Genomic DNA, 26,408 nt, shown 5'->3' with positions numbered 1-26,408 from the left:
CCTGACTATTTTATAATTAAATAAAAATAGTAGGAGTGAATAATATGGATACTTTACTTCATGGAAAAATAGGTTATACCTTAGGGAAGGAACTAATAAGTAAAGGATATTCTATGATTGATACAATATCTTTTGTTTATGGGAGTATATTACCTGATTTGAGTTTTAAATATAGAAGGACAGCTCATAGAAAAAGTAGAGATTGGAATATTGTTTTAAATATGATAGATGAAATTATTTATAATAGAGGGAAAATAAATATAAATTTATCAATTAAACTAGGAATATTAACGCATTACCTCTGCGATTTTTTTACTCTTCCTCATAATGAAGTGTTTAAGAAAAATATTATTTGTCACGAGTTATATGAACAGTCTCAAAGGATGTTGTTATGGAGTAAGCTTCCAAAGATTTGGGATGAATGTAAGAATGAAATAAACGTTGAGTTAAAATCTACAAAGGAAATTATAAATTATATTGAAGATATGCATATGATTTATAAAAATAATATTGGTGATAAAAAAAGAGACATATTATTTAGTAATATATTGGTTAGAGTAGTTTGTATATCATTATTAAAGATTAGAAATAATCAAAAAATAATTACATCAGAAGAAAAAATTAATGAAACAGATATTATGGCAATTTAAATTATTAAAAAATAAGGCTAGTAATTAATTATTAGCTTTATTTTTTTGCAATATATTTATCATCTAATGTTATAGTAAAAATATTGCAATTTTTAATTTTCTAATGAAATGAAATAAGATAAAATGAAGATATGAAAAATATTTTTGATTTTGTGCAACATTTTCTTAAGTTGGATTGTATTGTATATAGAAAGATAATAAATTTAAATATAAATAATGATAGATTGAAAGGAATGAGGTTATTTATGAAAAAGAAAAGAATTATTAATTTATTTTTGATAGTTTGTTTATTATTATCAACAATTTCCTTGCCTACATTTGCTGCTGAGGAAGATGGAAAAGGATTAGAAAAGGCAATTGTTGCAGCAAAAAATGTAATTACTGTTCCTGATAATTATACGGATTTCAGAAGTAGTTCAGAGGAACGTGATACAAGTAATGGTAAAGTTAGAGTTTGGAGGTTGAATTGGAAGCAAAAAGAAGATAAAAGTGATTTTATATCGGCATCTGTTGATGAAGATGGGTTTTTATATGAATATAATAGATACAATGACAATGAAAACTCTAATGGGTTAGCTAAAGTTACAAAGGAGAAAGCACAAGCTTCCGCAGAAGAATTTTTAAATAAAGTAGTTCCTAATTATTCAAGCCAAATGAAAAAAGTTGAAGATGATTCAAATACATATTCAAATGAAGAGTATTATTTCAAGTATCAAAGATTTGTAAATGAAGTACCAGTTAATTTTGTTAATGTAAACATAGGGGTAAATAAATATACTGGCGAAGTAACTTCGTATAATGGAGGAACTCCTGAAGGAAGAGGAATTCAATACCCAAATAAAGATGGAATTATTCAAATTTCTGAGGCAGAAAAAGGGTATGTTGAAAAATTAGGAGTTAAGTTAAAATATTATTCTTATTATGATTATAGTAAAAATAAAATGAATATATTTGCAGGTTATTCTATTAATGAAAATAAGAATAAGGCTATTGATGGAAAAACAGGACAAGTTGTATCTCTTTATAAAGATGATCCGATTTATAATATGAAAGATCTTGCAAATGGCGTAACTGCAGATAAAAGTGTAGTTCAATCAAAACCAGAATTAACTAAGGAAGAAATTGATGCAGTTAATAGTGTGAGAAATCTTATTACAAAAGAAAAGGCTGAAAATATTCTTAGAGAAACATTTGATATAGTCACTTCTGATATGAAATTTAAAGATGCATCTTTAAATAAAGATATTATTAATGATAAATATATATGGAATATCTCTATTGATGGAGCGTATGGAGAAGTTGATGCAAAATCAGGAGAAATAATAAATTTTAGTTATTACAAAGACAATAATGTTAAAGGAAATAAAATATCTAAAGCACAAGGACAAAATACAGCAGAAGCTTTCTTAAGAAAAAATGTAAGTGATAAATTTAATCAAACAAAATTAGAAGATATAAAAGAACCTATATTGAAAATTGCTACGACTAATGAAGAAAAAACTTTTTCCTTTAATTATATGCGTCAAGTAAATGGAATTGAGTTTTCAAATAATTCCCTAAATGTTGAAGTAGATAATGCTAGTGGAAAAGTAATTGGATATAATAATAGATGGTATGACAATGTGTCATTCCCAGATGTTAATCAAGCAATGAATAAAGAAGCAGCTTTTAGTATATTTAAACAATTAGAAGGGTTTCAATTAGAGTATGCAAGATTAGATAAGAACATAATTGGTTTAGTTTATAATTTTAAAGATAATAATGGAGAAATTATTATTGATCCTATAAGTGGAGTAAGGTTGGACTACACTGGAAAAGCTTATAAAGAAAATAAGTTACCAGAATATACAGATATAAAAGGACATTGGTCTGAAAAAATTGTTAAGGAACTTTTAGACAATGGGTATTATATTAATCAAGGAAAATTTAATCCTGACAATAATATAACTCAAATTGATTTCTTTAAGTACTTATATTCACCAGTAAGAAATAGTTATAATACTGATGATGAATTTTATGATATGCTAGTACAGAATGGGATAATAAAAAAAGAAGAGAAGGCTCCAAATTCAATAGTTTCAAATGGAGAGGCAGCCAAATTTGCTACAAGATATTTAGGCTATGAAAAAATTGCATTGCATTCAGAGATATTTAATAATCCATTTAAGGATAACATAGATGATAAGTATAAAGGATATGCAGCAATATGTTATTCGCTTAAAGTCATTGCAGGAACCAATGGTAATTTTGATCAAAACCACAATTTAAGTAGTGCTGATGCAGCAGTTATTGTGTACAATCTAATTAACTTATCAAATAAGAGTTGAATTACAATTAAACTTCATAAATTAGTGGAGTAGTTTAAGAAAAAAGATTTGAAGTAAAAAGCTTTGAATCTTTTTTTTCGTGCTTATAAGTTACTTTCTGCCGATAGATAAAATAAATAGAAGTCAACATTTCCAAGTGTATCAATATGCATATAAATGAATAAAATAGAGTATTATTGAGAAATATTAATGTAAATGATGTTAAAGACTAGATTTGTAGAAATATTGATAGAATAGAGATGTTAAGATAAAACACGTCGCTGAGATGCGTAAACAACTAAAAACGAATTGATTGATGAAAGTTATAAAGATAACTTAAAAGAATTTGAAAAAAGTTGTTGACAGAGCAATCGGGTGATGATATACTAAATAAGCTGTCAGAAACGACAGCAAACGATTAAAGATTACAGTGAAAGTTGTAAGAAAGAAAATGGTCTTTGAAAATTGAACAGAATAAGATAAATACATTTAAGTAAACCAGCAATTTTTATTTGAGTAAGCTAAGATTAAACTTTTTATTGAGAGTTTGATCCTGGCTCAGGACGAACGCTGGCGGCGTGCTTAACACATGCAAGTCGAGCGATGAAGTTCCTTCGGGAATGGATTAGCGGCGGACGGGTGAGTAACACGTGGGTAACCTGCCTCATAGAGGGGAATAGCCTTTCGAAAGGAAGATTAATACCGCATAAGATTGTAGTACCGCATGGTGCAGCAATTAAAGGAGTAATCCGCTATGAGATGGACCCGCGTCGCATTAGCTAGTTGGTGAGGTAACGGCTCACCAAGGCGACGATGCGTAGCCGACCTGAGAGGGTGATCGGCCACATTGGGACTGAGACACGGCCCAGACTCCTACGGGAGGCAGCAGTGGGGAATATTGCACAATGGGGGAAACCCTGATGCAGCAACGCCGCGTGAGTGATGACGGTCTTCGGATTGTAAAGCTCTGTCTTCAGGGACGATAATGACGGTACCTGAGGAGGAAGCCACGGCTAACTACGTGCCAGCAGCCGCGGTAATACGTAGGTGGCAAGCGTTGTCCGGATTTACTGGGCGTAAAGGGAGCGTAGGTGGATATTTAAGTGGGATGTGAAATACTCGGGCTTAACCTGGGTGCTGCATTCCAAACTGGATATCTAGAGTGCAGGAGAGGAAAGTAGAATTCCTAGTGTAGCGGTGAAATGCGTAGAGATTAGGAAGAATACCAGTGGCGAAGGCGACTTTCTGGACTGTAACTGACACTGAGGCTCGAAAGCGTGGGGAGCAAACAGGATTAGATACCCTGGTAGTCCACGCTGTAAACGATGAATACTAGGTGTGGGGGTTGTCATGACCTCCGTGCCGCCGCTAACGCATTAAGTATTCCGCCTGGGGAGTACGGTCGCAAGATTAAAACTCAAAGGAATTGACGGGGGCCCGCACAAGCAGCGGAGCATGTGGTTTAATTCGAAGCAACGCGAAGAACCTTACCTAGACTTGACATCTCCTGAATTACTCTGTAATGGAGGAAGCCCTTCGGGGCAGGAAGACAGGTGGTGCATGGTTGTCGTCAGCTCGTGTCGTGAGATGTTGGGTTAAGTCCCGCAACGAGCGCAACCCTTATTGTTAGTTGCTACCATTTAGTTGAGCACTCTAGCGAGACTGCCCGGGTTAACCGGGAGGAAGGTGGGGATGACGTCAAATCATCATGCCCCTTATGTCTAGGGCTACACACGTGCTACAATGGCTGGTACAGAGAGATGCTAAACCGCGAGGTGGAGCCAAACTTTAAAACCAGTCTCAGTTCGGATTGTAGGCTGAAACTCGCCTACATGAAGCTGGAGTTGCTAGTAATCGCGAATCAGAATGTCGCGGTGAATACGTTCCCGGGCCTTGTACACACCGCCCGTCACACCATGAGAGTTGGCAATACCCAAAGTTCGTGAGCTAACGCGTAAGCGAGGCAGCGACCTAAGGTAGGGTCAGCGATTGGGGTGAAGTCGTAACAAGGTAGCCGTAGGAGAACCTGCGGCTGGATCACCTCCTTTCTATGGAGAAATCTAGACCAACATGATGTTTGGCTAGTACAGATACATTTATGTATCAAAATTAAAATACTTACTCGACAGGTTGCTTAAAGTATTTGTTCTGTTCAATTTTGAAAGACTAAGTCTTTCAAAAAAATTTTGCTAAAAAACAGCAAAATTGTTGCTTAGCTTAGTAGCAACAAGTGCGAGGAAGCAAAAATTTTATGAAATGAAGCGTACTTCACGTACGTGAATGAATAAAATTTGCAGCTGACGAAGCAATTGGGGGTAATAAGCAAGCAAATTGTTCTTTGAAAATTGCACATAGATTTGATGTATATATAAATACAACAAAGCCAAGAATATATATTCTTTGTGAAATGACTAATAAATAGGTCAAGCTACAAAGGGCGTATGGTGAATGCCTTGGCATCAGGAGCCGATGAAGGACGCGATAAGCTGCGATAAGCTTCGGGTAGACGCACATAGTCAGAGATCCGAAGATTTCCGAATGAGGAAACTCACATGGGAAACCCCATGTATCATAAAGTGAATACATAGCTTTATGAAGGTAAACCCAGGGAACTGAAACATCTAAGTACCTGGAGGAAGAGAAAGAAAAATCGATTTTCTTAGTAGCGGCGAGCGAAAAGGAAAGAGCCCAAACCAGAAATTTATTTCTGGGGTTGCGGACAGAACATAACGTGAAATTATTGTTAACCGAACACAACTGGAAAGTTGGACCATAGGGGGTAATAGTCCTGTAGGTGAAAATAATAATGAACAGTTCTGCACCAGAGTACCACGAGACACGTGAAACCTTGTGGGAAGCAGGGAGGACCACCTCCCAAGGCTAAATACTACCTGATGACCGATAGTGAAGCAGTACCGTGAGGGAAAGGTGAAAAGAACCCCGGGAGGGGAGTGAAATAGAACCTGAAACCATATGCCTACAACCGATCAGAGCACCTTACGTGTGTGATGATGTGCTTTTTGTAGAACGAGCCAACGAGTTACGGTATGTAGCGAGGTTAAGTACTTAAGGTACGGAGCCGAAGGGAAACCGAGTCTTAATAGGGCGATTAGTTGCATGCTGTAGACCCGAAACCGGGTGACCTATCCATGGCCAGGTTGAAGCGAGGGTAAAACCTCGTGGAGGACCGAACCACGTTGCTGTTGAAAAAGCATGGGATGAGCTGTGGATAGCGGAGAAATTCCAATCGAACTCGGATATAGCTGGTTCTCCTCGAAATAGCTTTAGGGCTAGCGTCGGAAAATGTGAGTAGTGGAGGTAGAGCACTGAATAGGCTAGGGGGCATAGCGCTTACCGAACCTTATCAAACTCCGAATGCCATATACTATCAGTCCGGCAGTCAGACTGTGAAAGATAAGTTCCATGGTCAAAAGGGAAACAGCCCAGATCGTCAGCTAAGGTCCCAAAGTGTAAGTTAAGTGGAAAAGGATGTGGGATTTCTAAGACAACTAGGATGTTGGCTTAGAAGCAGCCACTCATTAAAAGAGTGCGTAATAGCTCACTAGTCAAGAGATCCTGCGCCGAAAATGTCCGGGGCTCAAACTTACCACCGAAGCTACGGGTTCACGTTTATACGTGAGCGGTAGAGGAGCGTCGTAATCGGGCTGAAGTCGTACCGAAAGGAGCGGTGGACTGATTACGAGTGAGAATGTTGGCATTAGTAGCGAGATGTAGGTGAGAATCCTACAGGCCGAATATCTAAGGTTTCCTGAGTAAAGTTTGTCTTCTCAGGGTTAGTCGGGACCTAAGGCGAGGCCGAAAGGCGTAGTCGATGGACAATTGGTTGATATTCCAATACCACTATCATCGTTAATATCGAGGGTGTGACGGAGAAGGATAGGATGTGCTAGCTATTGGATGCTAGTCTAAGCGTTTAGGGAGTTGGGATTGGCAAATCCGTTCCAACAATTCTGAGGCGTGATGGGGAAGGTTCTACGGAACCGAAGTATCTGATTCCATGCTTCCAAGAAAAGCATCTAGAGAGAGAAGTAGTGCCCGTACCGCAAACCGACACAGGTAGATGAGGAGAGAATCCTAAGGCCGACGGAAGAATTGCAGTTAAGGAACTAGGCAAATTGACCCCGTAACTTCGGGAGAAGGGGTGCCTGCGAAAGCAGGTCGCAGAGAATAGGCACAAGCAACTGTTTAACAAAAACACAGGTCTCTGCTAAAGCGAAAGCTGATGTATAGGGGCTGACGCCTGCCCGGTGCTGGAAGGTTAAGGGGAATACTTAGCAGTAATGCGAAGGTATGAACTTAAGCCCCAGTAAACGGCGGCCGTAACTATAACGGTCCTAAGGTAGCGAAATTCCTTGTCAGGTAAGTTCTGACCCGCACGAATGGCGTAATGACTTGTGCACTGTCTCAACTGCAAATCCGGCGAAGTTGTAGTGCGAGTGAAGATGCTCGCTACCCGCGATTGGACGGAAAGACCCCGTAGAGCTTTACTGTAGCTTAGCATTGAATTTCGGTATTGTCTGTACAGGATAGGTGGGAGACTGGGAAACTAGGGCGTCAGCTTTAGTGGAGTCGTTGTTGGGATACCACCCTGATAGTATTGAAGTTCTAACTGGATGCCATGAAACTGGTGACAGGACATTGTTAGGTGGGCAGTTTGACTGGGGCGGTCGCCTCCTAAAATGTAACGGAGGCGCCCAAAGGTTCCCTCAGAACGGTCGGAAATCGTTCGAAGAGTGCAAAGGCAGAAGGGAGCCTGACTGCGACACCTACAAGTGGAGCAGGGACGAAAGTCGGGCTTAGTGATCCGGTGGTACCTCGTGGGAGGGCCATCGCTCAACGGATAAAAGCTACCTCGGGGATAACAGGCTGATCTCCCCCAAGAGTTCACATCGACGGGGAGGTTTGGCACCTCGATGTCGGCTCGTCGCATCCTGGGGCTGAAGTAGGTCCCAAGGGTTGGGCTGTTCGCCCATTAAAGCGGCACGCGAGCTGGGTTCAGAACGTCGTGAGACAGTTCGGTCCCTATCCGTCGCGGGCGTAGGAAATTTGAGAGGAGCTGTCCTTAGTACGAGAGGACCGGGATGGACTGACCTATGGTGTACCAGTTGTTTCGCCAGAAGCATAGCTGGGTAGCTAAGTCGGGAAGGGATAAACGCTGAAAGCATCTAAGTGTGAAGCCCACCTCAAGATGAGATTTCCCATAGCATAAGCTAGTAAGACCCCTTGAAGACTACAAGGTTGATAGGTCAGAGGTGTAAGTATGGTAACATATTTAGCTGACTGATACTAATAGGTCGAGGGCTTGACCAATAAGTTAAGTTGTAGAAAAAATACATTAAAAAACTATGTGCAATTTTGAAAGAACAACTTCTTTCAAAAGATATTCCGAAGGAATATCATCTAGCAACTGTAAACTGAATAAAGATCTCGTGATGATGGCATAGAGGTAACACTCCTTCCCATTCCGAACAGGAAAGTTAAGGTCTATAGCGCCGATGGTACTGCATGGGAGACTGTGTGGCAGAGTAGGACGTTGCGAGGTAAGATAAAACGATAGTTATTATAGCTATCGTTTTTTATTATGATTAAATATAAGTATTTATCATAATATTACTATTAATACATTAATAATAAAAAAATATAAAAAATTTTAATTATTTTAGGTTTTATGAATATAATAAACTGTATTTTTAAATAAAGAGTTAATTAAGAGGGGTGTTAGCTGAATAATGAAATTAAATGAAAAATCTGCTAGTGATATAGTAAAGGTTTTTATTAATGGAGTTATATACAGTATTGATGAGAAAAGTAGTATATATGAAGCTATGGCAATTAAAGATGGAAAAATAGTAGCCTTAGGAACTAATGATGAAATAAGTAATTACTTTATTGATAAAAAAGAAATAATAGATTTAAAATCTAGAACAGTATTACCTGGTTTTATTGATGCTCACTGCAATATGTCAGACAGAGGTATAATGACAAAAGGAGATTTATCTCTATTCCAATGTAATAATGTTACAGAGTATTTAATATATATTCAAAATTACATTGACACACATCCAGACGAGAAAATTATTTATGGGATAGGTTGGAGAAATTCAATTTTTGAAAAAAGTGGGGAAGAACTAAATTATTACAGCGAGGTATTTAAAGGACCTAATAAGAAATGGCTTGATAAAATAGAAACGGATAAACCAATAGTATTAAGATCATTTGATGGCCATTCTTTATGGCTAAATAGTAAGGCGTTTGAATATTTTAAAATAACTCCAAATACGAACGTTCCAAATGGTGGAAGAATAGAATTAGATGAGCAAAATCAACTGTGGGGTATATTAAAAGAGAATGCTGTTTACTTAGTTAATATTGATTGGATAGGTAAATATGAAGATAAAGATTATATAGATAATTTTATAAAGTATCAAAAATTGCAACATTCTCATGGGGTAACAACTATAGGATTAATTGATACTAAAGAAGTGAAGATGCCTCTAGAGCTTTATGGAAAATTGGAGAACATGAAAGAACTTAAATTGAGAATAGTATATGGGGTGACAATTTTACCTAAAGAATTATGTAAAAGAAGTGTAAATGAGCAATTACATGAACTTAAAAGAAATAGGATAATATATAGTACAGAATTATTTTTAGTTTCAGTAGCAAAGTTTTTTTCAGATGGAATTATAGAAAATATGACGGCATTTTTGTTTAAACCTTATACATTAATTGATGACAAATGTAATGAGAAGCAAGGCTTATTCTTGTGGAATATTAATGAGCTTAAAGAAGGAATAAAGATGGCAAATAGATTAGAGTTTAATGTTTGTATTCATGCCAAAGGAGATTTAGCTTGTAAGTTTGCAATAGATGGAATAGAATATTCAATAATAAATAATCAAAACAAGACATTCAGAAATTCATTAATCCATGTAGATTTAATAACACAGTATTATATAAGAAAAATGAAGGCTTTAAAAATTAATACAATAATAGAGCCATGTTGGTTTTATAAATCTATGAGTTTGAGCAAAAATGAAGTATTAGCTATAGGAAAAGAAAGAGCCTATAGGCAATATCCTGTTAAATCATTAGTTGATTTAGGAGTAATCACAGCAGCAACTTCTGATGACAATACTTCAGTAAAGATAAATCCATTGGAGGCTATAGAGTGTGCAACAGTTAGAAATTTATATGATTTCTTGCCATCTGGATATCCAGAAATTATAAATATGAATGATGTGAAGTATAGATTAAATCCAAGGGAGAGAATATCAATTGTTGAAGCTATAAAAATGTTCACTATAAATGCTGCTTATGTTTTAGGTAAGGAGAAGGAAATCGGAAGTTTGGAAATTGGAAAAAAAGCAGATTTTATAGTATTGGATAAGGATATAGTTTGGACCAATCCTTTAGATATAGGGAATATTAATATAAATAGAACTTATTTTAATGGAGAGCTAGTATATTTAAATGAATAAACTATTTATAGTTATTATAATTAGGTAAGTAATAATATAAAAGGAGATTTATTGCTATTTTAAAATTTATAACAGGTATATATTAAAGAAATATTAATAAAAAGTAAAAAATAATTAGAAAATGGTATTGACATGAAGATATAAAGAAGATATACTTTATATCATAGTAAACAACTAAGAATAATAAAATTAAAAATTTTTTATCAAGAAAGACGGAGGGACTGGCCCTGTGATGTCTAGCAACCTGAATTTTATACTTTAAATTTAAGGTGCTAATTCCTGCAGATGTTAAATCTGAAAGATAAGAATGTATATGAATTTTTCTGCTACCTTCTTATTCGGAAAGTAGCTTTTTTGGTATATAAATACATAATTATTTTAATTAAACTTGGAAACTTTGATGGAAAAATTTTATTATTCAGGATTATTAAATTTATATAAAATGGGGGCAAAAACTATGAGTAATCAAGAAAGAAAATTAAAATTTGAAACATTACAACTTCATGTTGGACAAGAACAACCAGATCCAGCAACAGATGCAAGAGCAGTACCAATTTATCAAACAACGTCATATGTATTTAAGAATTCAGCACATGCAGCTGCAAGATTTGGATTAGCAGATGCAGGTAACATATATGGACGTTTAACAAATTCTACACAAGATGTTTTTGAAAAACGTGTTGCAGCTTTAGAAGGTGGAGTAGCAGGACTTGCAGTAGCATCAGGGGCAGCAGCAATAACATATGCTTTTCAAAATATAACTAAAGCAGGGGATCATATAGTTTCTGAAAACACTATATATGGCGGATCATATAATTTGCTAGCACATACATTCCCAAACAATGGGGTGACAACAACTTTTGTAGACCCATCAGACTTGTCAAATTTTGAAAATGCAATTCAAGAAAATACAAAGGCCATTTTTATAGAATCACTTGGAAATCCAAATTCTAATATTATAGATGTAGATGCTCTTGCAGAAATTGCACATAAGCATAAAATTCCACTAATAGTAGATAACACCTTTGGAACACCATATTTATTTAGACCAATTGAACATGGAGCTGATATTGTTGTTCATTCAGCTACAAAATTCATAGGTGGACATGGAACCTCTCTTGGAGGAATAATTGTAGATTCAGGAAAATTCGATTGGATAGGATCAGGGAAATTCCCACAACTAAGTGAAGCTGATCCAAGCTATCATGGAATTAAATTTGCCGAAGCTGTTGGACCAGCTGCATATGTAACTAGGATTCGTGCGGTTATATTAAGAGATACAGGAGCATGCATAAGTCCATTTAATTCATTCTTATTATTACAAGGACTAGAAACTCTTTCACTTAGAGTTGAACGTCATGTTGAAAATGCTTTAAAAGTGGTAGATTTCTTAAAAAATCATCCAAAGGTTGAAAGTGTTAATCATCCATCATTACCTGAAAGTCCAGATAATGCGCTATACAATAAATACTTTCCAAATGGAGCAGGGTCTATATTTACATTTGAAATTAAAGGTGGTGCAAAGGAAGCACAAGACTTTATTGATAAGTTAGAAATATTCTCTTTACTTGCAAATGTAGCTGATGTTAAATCGTTAGTAATCCATCCAGCTAGCACTACTCATTCGCAAATGAATGAAACTGAGTTAAAAGAATCAGGAATAAAACCAAATACAATTCGTCTTTCAATAGGAACAGAACATATTGATGATATAATCTATGATTTATCACAAGCTTTTGGAGAATAAATGTATAATTAATAATAAAAGATTAGGAGATTATCATGAATAGCATGATAATCTCCTATAAAAATATTATCTCATTTTAGTGATCTTTGTATTGCATTCTGTAATCGGTAGGATATACACCTACATTTGATTTAAATACACGACTAAAATAAAAAGCGTCTTTATATCCAATCAATTCTCCTACCTTCTTTATTTCTAGTTCAGGTTGATTAATTAAAAGTTGTTTAGCCTCATTAATTCGAATTTTAGTGATATATTTTATAGGTGTTACACCAGTGTATTTTTTAAATATCTTGCTCAAATACTCATTTGTAAATCCAAATTTTTCAGCAATATCATGAATAGAAATTATTGAAGCATAATTTTTTAGCAAATAATTTTCTAAAAGTTGACTTAAGTTTTCAGGTTTCAAGTTATTTGGATCAATGGAAAATGAAGATAATTCTTTATTTTCTGAGTCAAGCATAACAAGGATATTTTGAAGTGCTGTGCTTAGTTCATCAAGTTTAATGGGTTTTAATAAAAAATCTTTAACACCATATTTTAGTGCAGTTTGGGCATATTTAAAATCATTATATCCACTTAATATTATAGATTTAATATGTGGATGATTTTTATGTAGATATTTAATTAATTCAAGGCCATCACATTGTGGCATTTTTATATCAGTGATAACTAAGGACGGATATAATTGTTCAACAAGAGAAATAGCACTTTCTCCATTACCAGCTTCACCAACCAATTCAAAAGGTATGGATAAAGAATTTATTTTTTTTATTATATTTTGTCTTATAAGAGGCTCATCTTCGACTACGATAATTTTATAAGTGTGTGTATTGTTCATAAAAATCCTCCTTATTTAAATGAATAGGACCACCAATTATAAAAATTGTTTTATGTTCTTTTGAAGTATCAATTGAAAATACAGCTTGGTCGCTATATAAAAGCTGCAATCGTAGATAAACATTTTTAAGTCCCATTCCACCAATCTTTAATGATTTCATTTCTATATTTTTATCTAAATTATCAAAAGTAGATAAGAGTGTTTCCTTCTCTTCATCAGTTAAGCGACCTCCATTATCTTCAATGTATATAAGCCATTTATCATCACTGGTTGTAGTAGTGATTTTTAAATGCCATGGAGGTGATGAGGTGAAACCATGTTTAAATACATTTTCCACAATTGGCTGAACAATTAATTTAGGAATTAAAATTTCTTTTGTTTCTTCACTGATTTGCGAATCATAAATAAAATCATTGCCATATCTCATTTTCATACATTCAATATATTTTTCAGTAAATGATATTTCTAAATTAAGAGGAACTGCTGTTTCATCGTATGTTGTTATATATCTAAAATAATCGCAAAGCGCATAACAGATATTAATAATTTCATCATTCATTTTTTCCTCTGCCATAATGCTTATAGTAGTTAAACTGTTGTATAAAAAATGAGGATTAACTAATGATTGTGTTGCTCGAAGGTTAGCACGCGTTTCTTCTGATTTAAGCAACAATATTTCATGGGACGAATCTCTCAATTTATCATACATGTCTAAAAAAGATTGATATAATTCTGAAATTTCAAGTATATTGCTGTTTATTGGAGGTAGAATGGTTTCGTTTTCATTCAGTACACTGTTTATAGTTACTTTTTTTGTGGATTTTGTCAATGTACTTAGTGGATAAGTTAATCGACTTGAAATTAAAAAACATAAAAATAATGTAAATATAATAGAGGTAATTATTATAACAATGAAAGTCTCCTTAAAGGACTGTAGTGATTTAAATACAATATCTTTAGATTCAACAGTAACTACTGTCCAATTATAAGAATTTATTTTCTCATAAGATAATAATACATCCTTGTTAGTATCAACATTTACAAAGTATCCAGTAGATTGGGCTAAATTATTTTTTTCTATAGTATTTACATAGTTTATAGTGTCTTCTGGATTTAGAGTACTTGAATAAGGATATACTAACTGACCTTTTTCATTATATACATAAAAGGTGGTTGAAGGATTTTTTTCTTTCAATTCTGGAATTAAAGAAAACACAGTATTACAATCTTGTATAACTTCAACGATACCTTCAGGTTCATTTGTGCTATTAAAAAATACACGAGTCAGAGAGAGATAATTATGAAGATTTTTATTGTCTAGTTTTGTATTAGAATTTAATAGCTTATCTGTGATAACTATATTTTTTTCGCCATTTTTATTTATAGTTTCTTCATACCAGGGAATACTTTTAAAATCAACATTAACTACTCCTTGAAAATAGCCAGAACCAATACAGGTACCATTTTGTGTATAGAGATTAACTTGAGTTGCAGATTGAAATGGACCTATTATTGCAGTAATAATATCATAAATAGCTAAAACGTTTTCTCTTGATTTTGAAAAGTTTTCAAGGTCTATTTTGTGATAGTTATTTGTATTTGCAAAGCTAGTAAAATTCTTTTTTATAGCATTAGAATAAACTATATTCATAGAAACCGTTGACATATTATTTAATTCTATTGATATTGACTTGTGAATAGATGCACAGATAGTTTCAGATTTTATCTTAGCACTTTTATAAATATTATCACTATAAAAAGAGTATAAACAAATAAAAAATAGAAAGAGCATTGTTATTACTAAAAGACCATAAACAAAAAACAAATATATCTTTTGAGAAAAATAAAATTTATATTTCATCTCAAACCCCCTTTTCAAAAGTATTATATAATAATGTTCAAAAAAGTGCAAAAGGGAGTTCTTTTTTATCTATGTTTAATTTATAGGCTTAATGATAATATAAGAATATAGCTAATGTAAAGCTTATCAAAGGGAAATGATAATATAATTTGTGGAGGGATAACTTATGAATAAACGTTTAATGAAGTTAATTAGCACAGTATGTATGACTGTACTAATTGGAGGCACATTTGTAGGGTGTGGAAGCAGTAATAATAGTGGAGATGCAAGCAAAGATACCTCAAGTAATGGAAATACAGTAACATTAACTTTTGGCTCTCATCAATCAGGATTACCAACATCTGGGGTGGTGCAGACTTTAGCAAAGGATTTTGAAAAGGAAACTGGAATAAAGATAGACTTTCAAATTTCACCAGATGCTCAATGGCGTGATTTATTAAAAGTAAAATTAGACTCAGGGGAAGCTCCAGATATTTTCTGCGCTGATGCAGATCCTTTGAATTTAGTTACAAGAGTAAATCCAGAAAAATACGTTCAAGATGTAACAGATCAGGAATGGGTAAAGCGTATGGATCCAAATGTACTTCCTTCAATATCATACAAGGATAAAGTTTATGGAATTACTTTCCCAGGAAAGAAAATGTACTTCTATGTTTATAATAAGGAAATATTCCAAAAGTTAGGGTTAAAGGTACCAACAAATTATGAAGAATTTAAAAATGTATGTCAAAAGATAAAAGATTCAGGGGTTACTCCAATTTATGAAGGTACACAAAATGGATGGCATCAAGTACTGCCTTTATTTGAAACAGGAGCTATGTATCAAGAAAAACATCCAGATCTATATAATAAATTGAACAAGAATGAAGTTGATTTAGATTCTGTGCCTGAATTATTAACTGTAATTTCTCAACTTAAAGAATTTGCTGATTTAGGCTTTTATGGAAAAGACTATTTAAGTAACTCAGTTGAAAATGCAAAAGAGTCAATGGCAAATGGAAAGTCAGCAATGTTTATTGCTGAATCTGCATGGAGAAATGAAGTAAAAGCAGATTTCCCAAATTTTGATGTTAATAAGCTTGGAATATTTGCAATGCCATGGGCAGATAATCAAACAATTGGTGTTAATCCTGCTAGCAATGCATATTTTGTTAATAAAAATGGAAAGCATGTAAAGGAAGCTTTAAAATTCTTCGAATTTTTAGCAAAACCTGAAAATTTACAAAAACGTTTAGATGGACAACCAGGATTATCAGAACTTTGCTGGCCAGAAATTAAATCAAAATATTCTGATGAAGATAAAAAATATATTGATTCCTTAAAGAAGGGAATGGTTGTGCAAGCAGGGGTTAAGTATATTGATAGTCAATGGATGGATGTAGGAAAAGATTTAGAAGGTATGTATACTGGTTCATTAACTCCAAAGCAAGTATTGGAAACTATAATGAATAGAAGAACTGAACAAGCTAAATTGCAAAAAGATCCAGATTGGAATAAATAATAGTTTTTATATTACAAGGAATATGATGATAAATTATCGTACTACATTAGATGAAATTGGTTAAGGGTAACAAATATAAAATAGTTAGAGAAAATTAATTAAAAGATGAAAACCCTAAAGAGAATTTCTATAAGTTATATTTAAAGAAAACCTTTAGGTTTTTTATCTTAAACTATTATCCATTAAATAATTTAAGGAAAATTATTTAGCTGGTTAATTATCAGTTGCAATTAATACTTAAACTTATAAATGGAATATGTATGCATAATCGAGAAATTATAATCGTAACACTACACTACACTAGAAATTAGATACATATTTGTGCAAGTGGCATATGAAATTAAGCTGTGATGGTTATTAGTGGAAGGTTGTTCCACTTTCTGCTTGTCATAAATTTACTTTAGGAACATGCAGAAATGGGTGCAACCTTCCACTTAGAACCCATCCAGTGAAAATTTCATAAGTCCGCTGTAATAAATATGTGTTTAATTTCGGTAAGTTCCGCATATGTCTAATTCTCGCTTTGGATATCTTTATTTAATGTAGAAGCTCAATAAAATGGAGGGATTATAATGGACAGAAATAAAATATATCCGTGGTATTTTACTACTGGTGCTTTACTTATATTTTTTCTGCTTTGCTTTTTACCAGGAATTATTGGAATATTTTATTCATTTACAGATTGGAATAACTTTACTGATAAAATTAATTTTATAGGTCTGCAAAATTATATGGAAGTATTTAAAGGGAAGCCAGAATATAGGTTATATATATGGAATACTGTTGTATTCACAACAATAACAACTATCATGAAAACGATAGTTGGGCTTATGCTAGCATTATTACTAACACAAAAGATGATTAAATTTAAGAATTTTCATAGGATGGTTATTTTCTCTCCTCAAGTAATGTCTTATTTGGTTGTTGGACTTGTATTTAAAAGCATGTTGCATCCTCAAACTGGTTTTCTAAATAACTTTTTAAATTCTATTGGATTAGGTTTTTTAGCTAAAAATTGGTTGACTGATTTGAGTTGGGTATTTCCAACTGTTATGTCGGTAGATACCTGGAAAGGTATGGGATACATAATGGTGGTTATTATAGCAGGATTATTGTCAATTTCACCAGATTATTATGAAGCAGCCAGCATAGATGGAGCAAATTTTTGGAAAAAGTTTAAGTTAATTACATTACCTCTATTAAAGCCAATAATAATAAACGTAACTGTTTTGAACGTTACATATGGATTTAGAGTATTCGATATGATTTATTCACTAACAAATGGTGGCCCAGGAAATGCGACAGGAGTAATTAACACTGCTGTATATAAAGAATTTTCTAAGGGTAACTATGCAATGGGTACAACCTTATCTAGTATTTTATTTTTTGTGTTATTGTTTTTACTTTATTTCATTATAAAATCTATGGAAAATAAGGAGGTTGATATGTAATGAATGCTCTAAAAAAGTCTATTGGAGGCTTGGTAATAAATATAATAACAATATTCACAAGTTTGATAGTTCTAATACCAATGGTAGTTTTGGTACTAAATTCCTTTAAAAATCAAAGTGAATCTAATAAAATGTCTTTGTCTTTACCAAAGGAATGGGTATTTCAAAATTTTAAGACAGTAATTGAACAAGGTAAATTAATATCATCATTTTTAAATAGTCTTTTATATGCTACAGGTAGTGTGATAATTATTGTTTTTGTGGTAGCTGCAGCAGCTTTTGTGATAGCAAGAAATCGAAAGGGAATCAATAATTTTATTTATTATTTCATTATATCTGGTATAGCAATACCAATTAATAATGTTGCGTTGATGAAGGTGATGCAAGCTTTAGGTTTAGTAAATACTAGAATTGGTATAATTTTAGTTTATGCTGCAATAAATATCCCTCTTAGTTTATTTTTATCCTACGGATTTATATCAACAATTCCAAGGGAAATAGATGAAGCAGCAATAATAGATGGATGTGGGCCAGTAAAATTGTTTATAAAAATAATCTTGCCACTATTAAAACCTATTATATCAACTCTATTTGTATTAAATTTTATGGCTGTATGGAATGACTTTACAATGCCATTATATTATTTAAATAATTCTGGAAAATGGCCTATGACTTTAGCTGTATATAATTTCTTTGGTGCATTTGAAAATTCATGGAACTTAGTTAGTGCAGATATTGTATTAACATTACTTCCAGTACTTATAGTATTTATACTAGGCCAAAAGTATATTGTCGGAGGAGTTGCAGCAGGTTCTGTTAAAGGCTAAAACCACAAACTGTGAACTGCAACCAACCTGTAAATTGTAAACTGCAAACTGATATAAGGAGTGTTATTATGAAATTTAGTAATGGATGTTGGCTAAATAAACCAGGTTATCACATATATAATCCACAGGAGGTATATAGTACTAAAATTGAAGAAAACAGTTTAACTGTTCATGCACCTTGTGTAAAAATAAATCATAGAGGTGACACCCTAGGGGGACCAGTTATAACTTATAAAATTTCATCTCCAATGGAAAATATAATTAGAGTTAGAGCTTATCATTATATGGGACAACAAAAAAAATCACCTGTTTTTGAGACTTATGAAGATAATAATACTAAGGTTTTAATTGAAGAAAATGAAAGCGAAGTATTTTTAAAATCAGGAAAGCTTAAGATGTCAATTAATAAAGAAGCTTGGGAGATGACCTTTTTAAATGAAGATAAAATATTAACATCTAGTAAATACAAGGGATTAGCATATGTAAAAGCTTCAGAAGAAAGAACTTTTATGGAAGTTTTGGAAGATGGAGTTTTTATGAAAGAGGAATTGCAGTTATCTGTAGGAGAATTAGTTTATGGGTTAGGTGAAAGATTTACCCCATTGGTAAAAAATGGACAAGCAATTGATATATGGAATGAAGATGGTGGAACGAGTACAGAACAATCCTATAAAAATATACCATTTTATCTTACTAATAAAGGTTATGGTGTATTTGTAAATCATCCAGAAAAAGTATCATTTGAAGTTGGTTCTGAGAAGGTAACAAAAGTTCAATTTAGCGTTGCAGGTGAATATTTAGATTATTTTATAATTAATGGAGACTCTATGAAGGAAGTAATAGAGAATTATACAAAGCTTACTGGAAAGCCTGCGCTACCTCCAGCTTGGTCTTTTGGATTATGGCTTACAACCTCCTTTACAACAAATTATGATGAAAAAACTGTAACAAGTTTTGTAGATGGAATGGCAGAAAGAGATATTCCACTTAGAGTTTTTCACTTTGACTGTTTTTGGATGAAGGATTTTAATTGGTGTAACTTTGAATGGGATAAGGATGTTTTTCCAGATCCTAAAGGAATGATAAAGAGACTAAAAGAAAAAGGTTTAAAAATATGCGTTTGGATTAATCCTTATATTGCACAAGAGTCAAAATTATTTGAGGAAGGCATGAAATATGGTTACTTATTAAAGAAACCTAATGGTGATGTTTGGCAATGGGATTTGTGGCAGCCTGCAATGGGAATTGTAGATTTTACTAATCCAGCTGCATGTGAATGGTATTCAAGCAAACTTAAAGAACTAATAAATATGGGTGTAGATTGCTTTAAGACAGATTTTGGTGAACGTATACCAACAAAAGTATCGTATTTTGATGGATCAGATCCACTTAAAATGCATAACTATTATACTCAAATGTACAATAAGGTTGTATTTGATACAATTAAAGAAAATGTTGGAGAAGAAGAAGCGGTGCTATTTGCAAGATCAGCTACTGCTGGAGGTCAGCAATTTCCTGTACACTGGGGTGGAGACTGCGAAGCAAATTATGAATCTATGGCAGAAAGTTTAAGAGGCGGATTATCATTGTGCATGTCAGGTTTTGGATTTTGGAGTCATGACATAGGTGGATTTGAAAGTACGTCAACTGCTGATGTTTACAAAAGATGGGTGGCTTTTGGATTATTATCATCTCATAGTAGGTTGCATGGAAGTAATTCTTATAGAGTGCCATGGCTTTATGATGAGGAAGCGTGTGATGTTGTAAGATTCTTTACTAAATTGAAGTGTAGTATAATGCCATACTTATACAAGATAGCTAAAGATGCATCTGTAAAGGGAATCCCAGTAATGAGATCAATGATATTAGAATTTCAAGACGATAATACCTGTAACTATTTAGATAAACAATATATGTTAGGGGATTCAATTTTAGTAGCACCAATTTTTAATCAAGTAGGAGAAGCAAATTATTATTTACCAGAAGGAATTTGGACAAATTTCATAACTGGAAAAAGGTATGAAGGAAATAGGTGGATTAAGGAAAAACATGATTATTTAAGCGTTCCAATGATGATAAGAGAAAATAGTTTAATTGCTGTAGGAAATGAAAATTCTAAACCAGATTACGACTATGGTGAGAATATAACAATTATGGCCTTTGAACTAAAAGAAAATGATGCAACTAAAACAACAGTTTTAGATACAAATGGCAAAAGTGTGCTAGAAGTAGAAGTGCTAAAAAAAGATAATAAAATATTTATTCAATCAAGAGGAAATAAGGGAGGCTGGTCTCTAGTTTTAAAAAATCTTTCTAATATAGTTGATGCTGGAGAGAAATCATTTGATATAAATAATGGAGATACACAAATTAGATTTGAAGATGCAGATTGCAAATGTGTATGTAATTTAAAGAATTAGAATGATATAGATATCCAAAGTGAGAATTAGACTTATATGCAACAATTACCTAAATCAGATACATTTATCTTCCACAGGACTAGTGAAATTTTCACTGGAAGGTTCTAAATGGCAGCTTGTCGTCATTTAAGTGTGTTCCAGATGTAAAATCCCCAAGGAGAAAGTTCATGTTTCCAAATATAAAATTTGGACATTCACTTTTGGACAAACTGTAAATAAAACAAGCCCCCATTAAGAACCATCATCAGTTCAATTTCACATGCCTGCTTCCAGAAAAATGTATCTGATTTCTAGTGTAGTGTTATGACTATAATTTCTCAATGATGAATCTATATTCCATTTATAAGTTTGATTCTTAAATCTTATGTCTATAAATAAAAAAGCTAAAAGATAAAATTAAAAGTTTATCTTTTAGCTTTTATTTTGTTATAATTTTTATTATAAATTATAATTGATATTATATAGGTATATAATAATAAAAAATTAGAATAATATTTATGATTAGATTTGGAGTGATTTAGAAATGGAATTGAATTGGAGTTTAAAAGAATTATATACATCTTTTGAAAGTGAAGATTTTAAGAATGATTCAAACAATCTTGAAAGACTTATAGAGGATATTAATTTATGGACAAAAGATGTAGTAAAAGATAAGGAAAATTTAGTGGAAAAGCTAGAACAATATATTAATAAATTTACGCATTTAAAAGAATTAGCTAGTAAGCTAGGTATGTACATTAATCTTAGCTTAAGCGTTAATACTAAAGATGAAAGTGCACTAAAGTATTCAGATATTTTAGAAAAAAAATTAACTAACATAGTTGAAAGTTCTGTTAAGCTTGAAAGATATATCAGCAATATAGAAGATATAGATTTTATTATTAATCAATCTGAATTATTAAAGGAACATGAATTTGTATTAAAAGATATATGTGAGCAAAGTAAATATTTATTAAGTGAAAAAGAAGAAAACATTATAGCTAATATGAAAAACACTGGTTCTAATGCATGGGGAAAACTTAAAGATAATTTAATTTCAACCTTAAAAGTTGATATAGAAGAGGATGGTGAGATAAAACAATTACCATTAACAGTAGTTTTAAACATGGCATATAATGATGATGCAGCTATTAGAAAAAAAGCTTATGAAGCTGAAATCAAAGCCTATAAAAAAGTAGAGGATGGAGTAGCAGCAGCTTTAAATTCTATAAAGGGGGAAGTATTAACTGTATGTGATTTGAGAGGATATGAATCTCCTTTAGATAAGACTATAAAGAATTCTAGAATGGATGAAAAAACATTGGAGGCTATGCTTTCAGCTATGAAGGAGTATCTTCCTATTTTTAGAAAGTATTTAAGAAAGAAAGCAGAAATGCTTGGATATAACAATGGATTACCATTCTATGAATTATATGCACCAGTCTGCAAAGCCAATATGAAATTTTCTTATGAGGAAGGAACTAAGTTTGTAGAGAAGAACTTTAAAACCTTTAGCAAGCATCTTGGAGATTTTGCAAAAAAAGCAATAGATAATAATTGGATAGATGTTAAACCAAGAGAAGGTAAAGTAGGAGGAGCTTTCTGTGAAAATATACATTTTCTTGGTGAAAGTAGAATCTTATTAAATTATGGAGATAGCTTCGGAGATGTTGTTACTCTTGCTCATGAGCTAGGACATGGTTTCCATGGAGAATGCTTAAATAATGAAACTACTTTGAATTCGGATTATCCAATGCCAATAGCAGAAACAGCTTCAACTTTTTGTGAAACAATAATTAAAAAAGCTGCAATAAAAGAAGCTACCGAAGATGAAGCATTAGCTATTCTTGAAACTGAAATAAGTGATTGTACTCAAGTAATAGTAGATATATATTCAAGATTCTTATTTGAAAAGTCTTTATTTGAAGGAAGAAAAGAAAGTGCATTAACCGTTGAACAAATAAAAGAACTTATGTTAAATGCACAAAAAGAAGCATATGGGGATGGATTAGATCCTAATTTCCTTCATCCATATATGTGGGCATGGAAACCACATTATTATGATGCAGAATATAATTATTATAATTTTCCATATGCTTTTGGATTATTATTTGCAAAAGGATTGTATGCTGAATATCTAAAGAAAGGCCAAGAATTTGCTAAGGATTATGAAAAGTTACTTTCGATTACAGGTAAAAATAAATTAGAAGATGTAGCAAAAGTTATGGGAATAGATATAAACAATAAGGAATTTTGGATAAATTCATTAAAGACTGTGGAAGTAGATATAAATGAATTCACAAAACTTGCTGACAAAAGAAAATAATTTTGATATGAATTAGCATAATACAAAAAACAACTTGTTTTAATAAAAAACATATTCCTAAATTACTTCATATGTAACTAATTATATTAAACTCATTTAAAGTTTTAATAATTATGATATTGTAAATTTATAATATTTCAAAGGAATTAGAATTTATCAAATGATGACTTTATGGGGGTACATATGGAAAATAGGGGATTAATGTTAAAATTCTGTATTATTTACTTTTTTATATATGGAATAAGTGCAATGGGATATACTCAGTATATCCCGTACTTATCCAGTCTAGGATATAATCCTATGGAGAGAGGAATATTGATTTCATCCTACGCTATTACTACTATTATATTTCAAGTGGTATTTGGAATTTTATCTGATAAGTATAAGACGGTAAAAAAATTATGTGTTATTGCAGTAGTTGGTTTTGCTATATTTACATATTTATTTTTTAATTTACATACAAAAATATTTATTCTACATATGATTTTAATTGCTATGAGTGCTGGAATAGCAAATTTGAATTTTGGATATTTTGATAATTGGTTATTTACCTTTGGTGAAGAAGCAAGAAATAAATTTAGTTTTATAAGGGCATTTGGTTCTATTGGTTGGGGAGTAACCAGTATTTTTATTGCAGCCTTAGTTGATAGATTTACATATAAGGGTTTAGGATTGATTATTATTTTATTAACAATTGTATTGTTAGGAATAATGTATATAGTTGCAGAGGGGGCAAAAACAAAAGCAAAGAAAAGTGAAAAAATTACTTTTGATGATATAAAAGAGTTGTTAAGCAATAAAAAATATATTCTTGTAATAATTATATTGTTTTTGATCTACTGCGCTGGTAATAGCAACACTACAACAATTGTTGATAAAATGTTGGCCCTTGGAGCAACTAATAAAGAAATAGGATATAAGTGGACGATACAAGGATTAATAGAAATTCCGGTTTATTTATATGGAAATTTCTTTCTGAAAAGGTTTGGAGCATATAAATTACTATGCATGGCTGCTTTTGCAACTATGTTGCAATTTATTTTATATGGAATAAGTAATAGTGTATGGATATTGATTATACTTGCAGGTTTTCAAATAATAACAGGACCTATGATGATGCTTGCTAGCAGAATGTTACTTTTTAACTTATCAAGTGAAAAGTTAAAGTCAACAGGATTATTATTGGCACTAAGCATTTATTCAGGTTTATCAGCACTGTTAATGCCTTCTATTGGAGGAACAATTACTAATTACTTCAGCGTTAATGTTACAATTTTTATTGTGGCAATCATTGCTGGATGTGGATTTTTGTTGTCATTAGTCTTACATAGAATGAAATAATATTAAGAATAAATAAGTTAATTTAAAATTATTTTAGATTACTTATTTATTTTTTTTATTTTTCTATTTACATATATTAACAACTTGCGTAAAAATATGGTAAAATAATAAATGTAAATAATTTGAAATGAGGTGTTAGAAAATGGTTTTTTTCAAAAAAGATGAAATTCAACAAAGAGAGGCAAATGAAGGTAAAATTAATGCACAAGAAATTAATCTTAAGGGAATAGAAAAGAAAGAACTTAATAAAAAAAATCTATCTATATTTGAAACAAGTACAATAGGATATGTAATTGATAATTTTCCAGAAATGTCTATTGAGATTCAAGATGGACTGAGTAGCATTACAGCTATACTGGAAAATACAATAGATTATATTGAGGATAAATCAAGTGAAATTATTAAAAAAAATAGAGATTTTAAACTTAGTAAAGCTTATAGGGATACATCTATTTCAATATATGAGATGGTCCATAATATAGATGAATACTTAAAATGGATGCAAAGAGAATATGAAAAAAATGAGACAATAAAAGCTTCTTGTTCAGAGAAAATAAAAAATGGAAATGAAAAACTTGAAAATGTAGTATTAAAAGGCGAAGAAATAGAAATATATCAAGATTTTTCTTTAAAAGAGCCAAAAGGAATTAAACTAGATGATAATATTATTGTAGTTGAAAATTGGGATGATCTAATTGTGAAAACTGCAGAAATTTTAATTAAACAATATAAAAACAATAAATATAGCACTAATGCAGTTAAGGAAATTAAGCCAGTTCAAAAAAAATCTAATCAAAATTCCTTTAGAGATACAGTAATTGAAATGCTTACAGAATATAAAATAAATCTTGATGAATTTAAAGTAATAATTTAATTATAAAAATTGTTAACCAGCTAAAATATACCTTTTGAGTGTATTTTAGCTGATTTTTTATGATTTAATTTATTGATTAGTGAAATTATTATATATTCATGAAAATAATATATATTGACAGCAGGCTTTAAGCAAAGTAGTATATATTTAAAAACAGTGATAAAATGTAATCTACATAATGCTAAACTTAATTTTTAATTTATGTATAGCTTTTTTTTAAAAGCTTAAAATAATATTAATTAAATAAAGTAACTTGGAGGGTGATAGATATGAAAATAGTAGAGAGTAATGAATTTAAAAAAGAAATAGAAAGTGGAGTTACAGTTGTGGATTTCTTTGCTACTTGGTGTGGACCTTGTAAAATGCTAGCACCAGTTCTTGAACAATTAGCAACTGAAATGGAAGGAAAAGCTAAATTTATAAAAGTAGACATAGATCAAAGTTCAGATTTAGCAAATGAATTTAAAATTTTAAGTGTACCAACAATGATGATTTTTAAAAACGGTGAAAAAATTGATCAACTTGTAGGATTCTTACCAAAAGAAAAAATTCAAGAAGTAATAACTAATAATTTATAATTAGTTATAAAGGAATAAGACATAGTACTAAAATAAAAAGTACTATGTTTTTTTATAATTAAATATATAATTGCTTGAAAGCGGTATAATATAATAATAAATATTAATAAAGCCTAATATAAAATTTTATTTAATATTAAATAGAATTATGGAGGAGATAATTATGAGTGAAAGATTTGATCTTGCAATCGTAGGAAGTGG

Annotated in this window: 15 protein-coding genes, 3 rRNA genes and 1 riboswitch (1 of these 19 running past the window's edge); of the genes, 16 read left to right on the top strand and 2 right to left on the bottom strand. The window is 31.8% G+C overall.

The window, feature by feature from the left end; translation table 11 throughout:
* The first annotated feature begins 44 nt into the window (after positions 1–44).
* The 7 genes from CSPA_RS25410 to CSPA_RS25380 all read left to right on the top strand — a co-directional run bounded on the left by CSPA_RS25410 (position 45) and on the right by CSPA_RS25380 (position 12,205).
* On the top strand, positions 45–650 hold the full coding sequence (locus CSPA_RS25410) for a zinc dependent phospholipase C family protein (RefSeq protein ID WP_015395280.1): 606 nt from the start codon (positions 45–47) through the stop codon (positions 648–650).
* Between the two features lie 245 nt (positions 651–895).
* A complete protein-coding gene (locus CSPA_RS25405) occupies positions 896–2,977 on the top strand; it encodes a YcdB/YcdC domain-containing protein (protein ID WP_015395279.1) in 2,082 nt (693 codons plus the stop codon).
* 514 nt (positions 2,978–3,491) lie between these two features.
* Positions 3,492–5,004 (top strand): 16S ribosomal RNA (locus CSPA_RS25400).
* 373 nt (positions 5,005–5,377) lie between these two features.
* Positions 5,378–8,287: ribosomal RNA gene (locus tag CSPA_RS25395) — 23S ribosomal RNA — on the top strand.
* A gap of 115 nt (positions 8,288–8,402) precedes the next feature.
* Positions 8,403–8,519 (top strand): 5S ribosomal RNA (gene rrf, locus CSPA_RS25390).
* The 16S, 23S and 5S rRNA genes sit together here, the layout of an rRNA operon.
* 187 nt (positions 8,520–8,706) lie before the next feature.
* Positions 8,707–10,458 carry an amidohydrolase gene (locus CSPA_RS25385; RefSeq protein ID WP_015395278.1) on the top strand — a complete coding sequence of 584 codons (1,752 nt, stop codon included), beginning with the start codon at positions 8,707–8,709 and terminating at the stop codon, positions 10,456–10,458.
* Positions 10,459–10,655: 197 nt separating this feature from the next.
* Positions 10,656–10,766, top strand: a riboswitch (SAM riboswitch).
* Between the two features lie 149 nt (positions 10,767–10,915).
* The gene (locus CSPA_RS25380; protein WP_026106311.1) at positions 10,916–12,205 is read left to right on the top strand and encodes an O-acetylhomoserine aminocarboxypropyltransferase/cysteine synthase family protein; all 1,290 of its coding nucleotides are present in this window, start codon (positions 10,916–10,918) and stop codon (positions 12,203–12,205) included.
* A gap of 76 nt (positions 12,206–12,281) precedes the next feature.
* Here the strand turns inward: CSPA_RS25380 and CSPA_RS25375 are convergent, their stop codons facing one another.
* Both CSPA_RS25375 and CSPA_RS25370 read right to left on the bottom strand, forming a co-directional pair.
* Positions 12,282–13,049: a response regulator transcription factor gene (locus tag CSPA_RS25375; protein ID WP_015395276.1), complete on the bottom strand. Its 768-nt coding sequence runs from the start codon at positions 13,047–13,049 to the stop codon at positions 12,282–12,284.
* Positions 13,027–14,910 (bottom strand): sensor histidine kinase, encoded by a 1,884-nt coding sequence (locus CSPA_RS25370; protein ID WP_015395275.1) that lies wholly within the window; start codon positions 14,908–14,910, stop codon positions 13,027–13,029. The genes CSPA_RS25375 and CSPA_RS25370 overlap by 23 nt, the downstream gene beginning before the upstream one ends.
* Positions 14,911–15,076: 166 nt before the next feature.
* Between CSPA_RS25370 and CSPA_RS25365 the strand changes: the two genes are divergently transcribed.
* The 9 genes from CSPA_RS25365 to CSPA_RS25325 form a co-directional block, all read left to right on the top strand.
* The gene (locus CSPA_RS25365; protein WP_015395274.1) at positions 15,077–16,411 is read left to right on the top strand and encodes an ABC transporter substrate-binding protein; all 1,335 of its coding nucleotides are present in this window, start codon (positions 15,077–15,079) and stop codon (positions 16,409–16,411) included.
* A gap of 572 nt (positions 16,412–16,983) precedes the next feature.
* Entirely contained in the window at positions 16,984–17,862 is an 879-nt protein-coding gene (locus CSPA_RS25360) for a carbohydrate ABC transporter permease (RefSeq protein ID WP_015395273.1), read from the top strand.
* A complete protein-coding gene (locus tag CSPA_RS25355; protein ID WP_015395272.1) occupies positions 17,862–18,689 on the top strand; it encodes a carbohydrate ABC transporter permease in 828 nt (275 codons plus the stop codon). The genes CSPA_RS25360 and CSPA_RS25355 overlap by 1 nt, the downstream gene beginning before the upstream one ends.
* A gap of 68 nt (positions 18,690–18,757) precedes the next feature.
* On the top strand, positions 18,758–21,109 hold the full coding sequence (gene yicI / locus CSPA_RS25350) for an alpha-xylosidase (RefSeq protein ID WP_015395271.1): 2,352 nt from the start codon (positions 18,758–18,760) through the stop codon (positions 21,107–21,109).
* Positions 21,110–21,632: 523 nt separating this feature from the next.
* Positions 21,633–23,414 (top strand): M3 family oligoendopeptidase, encoded by a 1,782-nt coding sequence (locus CSPA_RS25345; RefSeq protein ID WP_015395270.1) that lies wholly within the window; start codon positions 21,633–21,635, stop codon positions 23,412–23,414.
* 183 nt (positions 23,415–23,597) lie between these two features.
* Positions 23,598–24,755 carry an MFS transporter gene (locus CSPA_RS25340; protein WP_015395269.1) on the top strand — a complete coding sequence of 386 codons (1,158 nt, stop codon included), beginning with the start codon at positions 23,598–23,600 and terminating at the stop codon, positions 24,753–24,755.
* 142 nt (positions 24,756–24,897) lie between these two features.
* Positions 24,898–25,629 carry a hypothetical protein gene (locus CSPA_RS25335; RefSeq protein ID WP_015395268.1) on the top strand — a complete coding sequence of 244 codons (732 nt, stop codon included), beginning with the start codon at positions 24,898–24,900 and terminating at the stop codon, positions 25,627–25,629.
* 269 nt (positions 25,630–25,898) lie between these two features.
* Positions 25,899–26,207, top strand: coding sequence for a thioredoxin (gene trxA / locus CSPA_RS25330; protein ID WP_015395267.1), 309 nt, complete (start codon positions 25,899–25,901; stop codon positions 26,205–26,207).
* A gap of 163 nt (positions 26,208–26,370) precedes the next feature.
* On the top strand, positions 26,371–26,408 hold the start of the coding sequence (locus CSPA_RS25325) for an NAD(P)/FAD-dependent oxidoreductase (protein ID WP_015395266.1). The gene runs 829 nt beyond the window's last position; 38 of the gene's 867 nt are visible here — the first part of the coding sequence; it begins with the start codon at positions 26,371–26,373; its stop codon lies off the right edge, out of view.

The organism is Clostridium saccharoperbutylacetonicum N1-4(HMT), from assembly GCF_000340885.1.
Classification (GTDB): Bacteria; Bacillota; Clostridia; order Clostridiales; family Clostridiaceae; genus Clostridium; species Clostridium saccharoperbutylacetonicum.
This window is presented reverse-complemented; position numbering and strand designations above follow the sequence as displayed.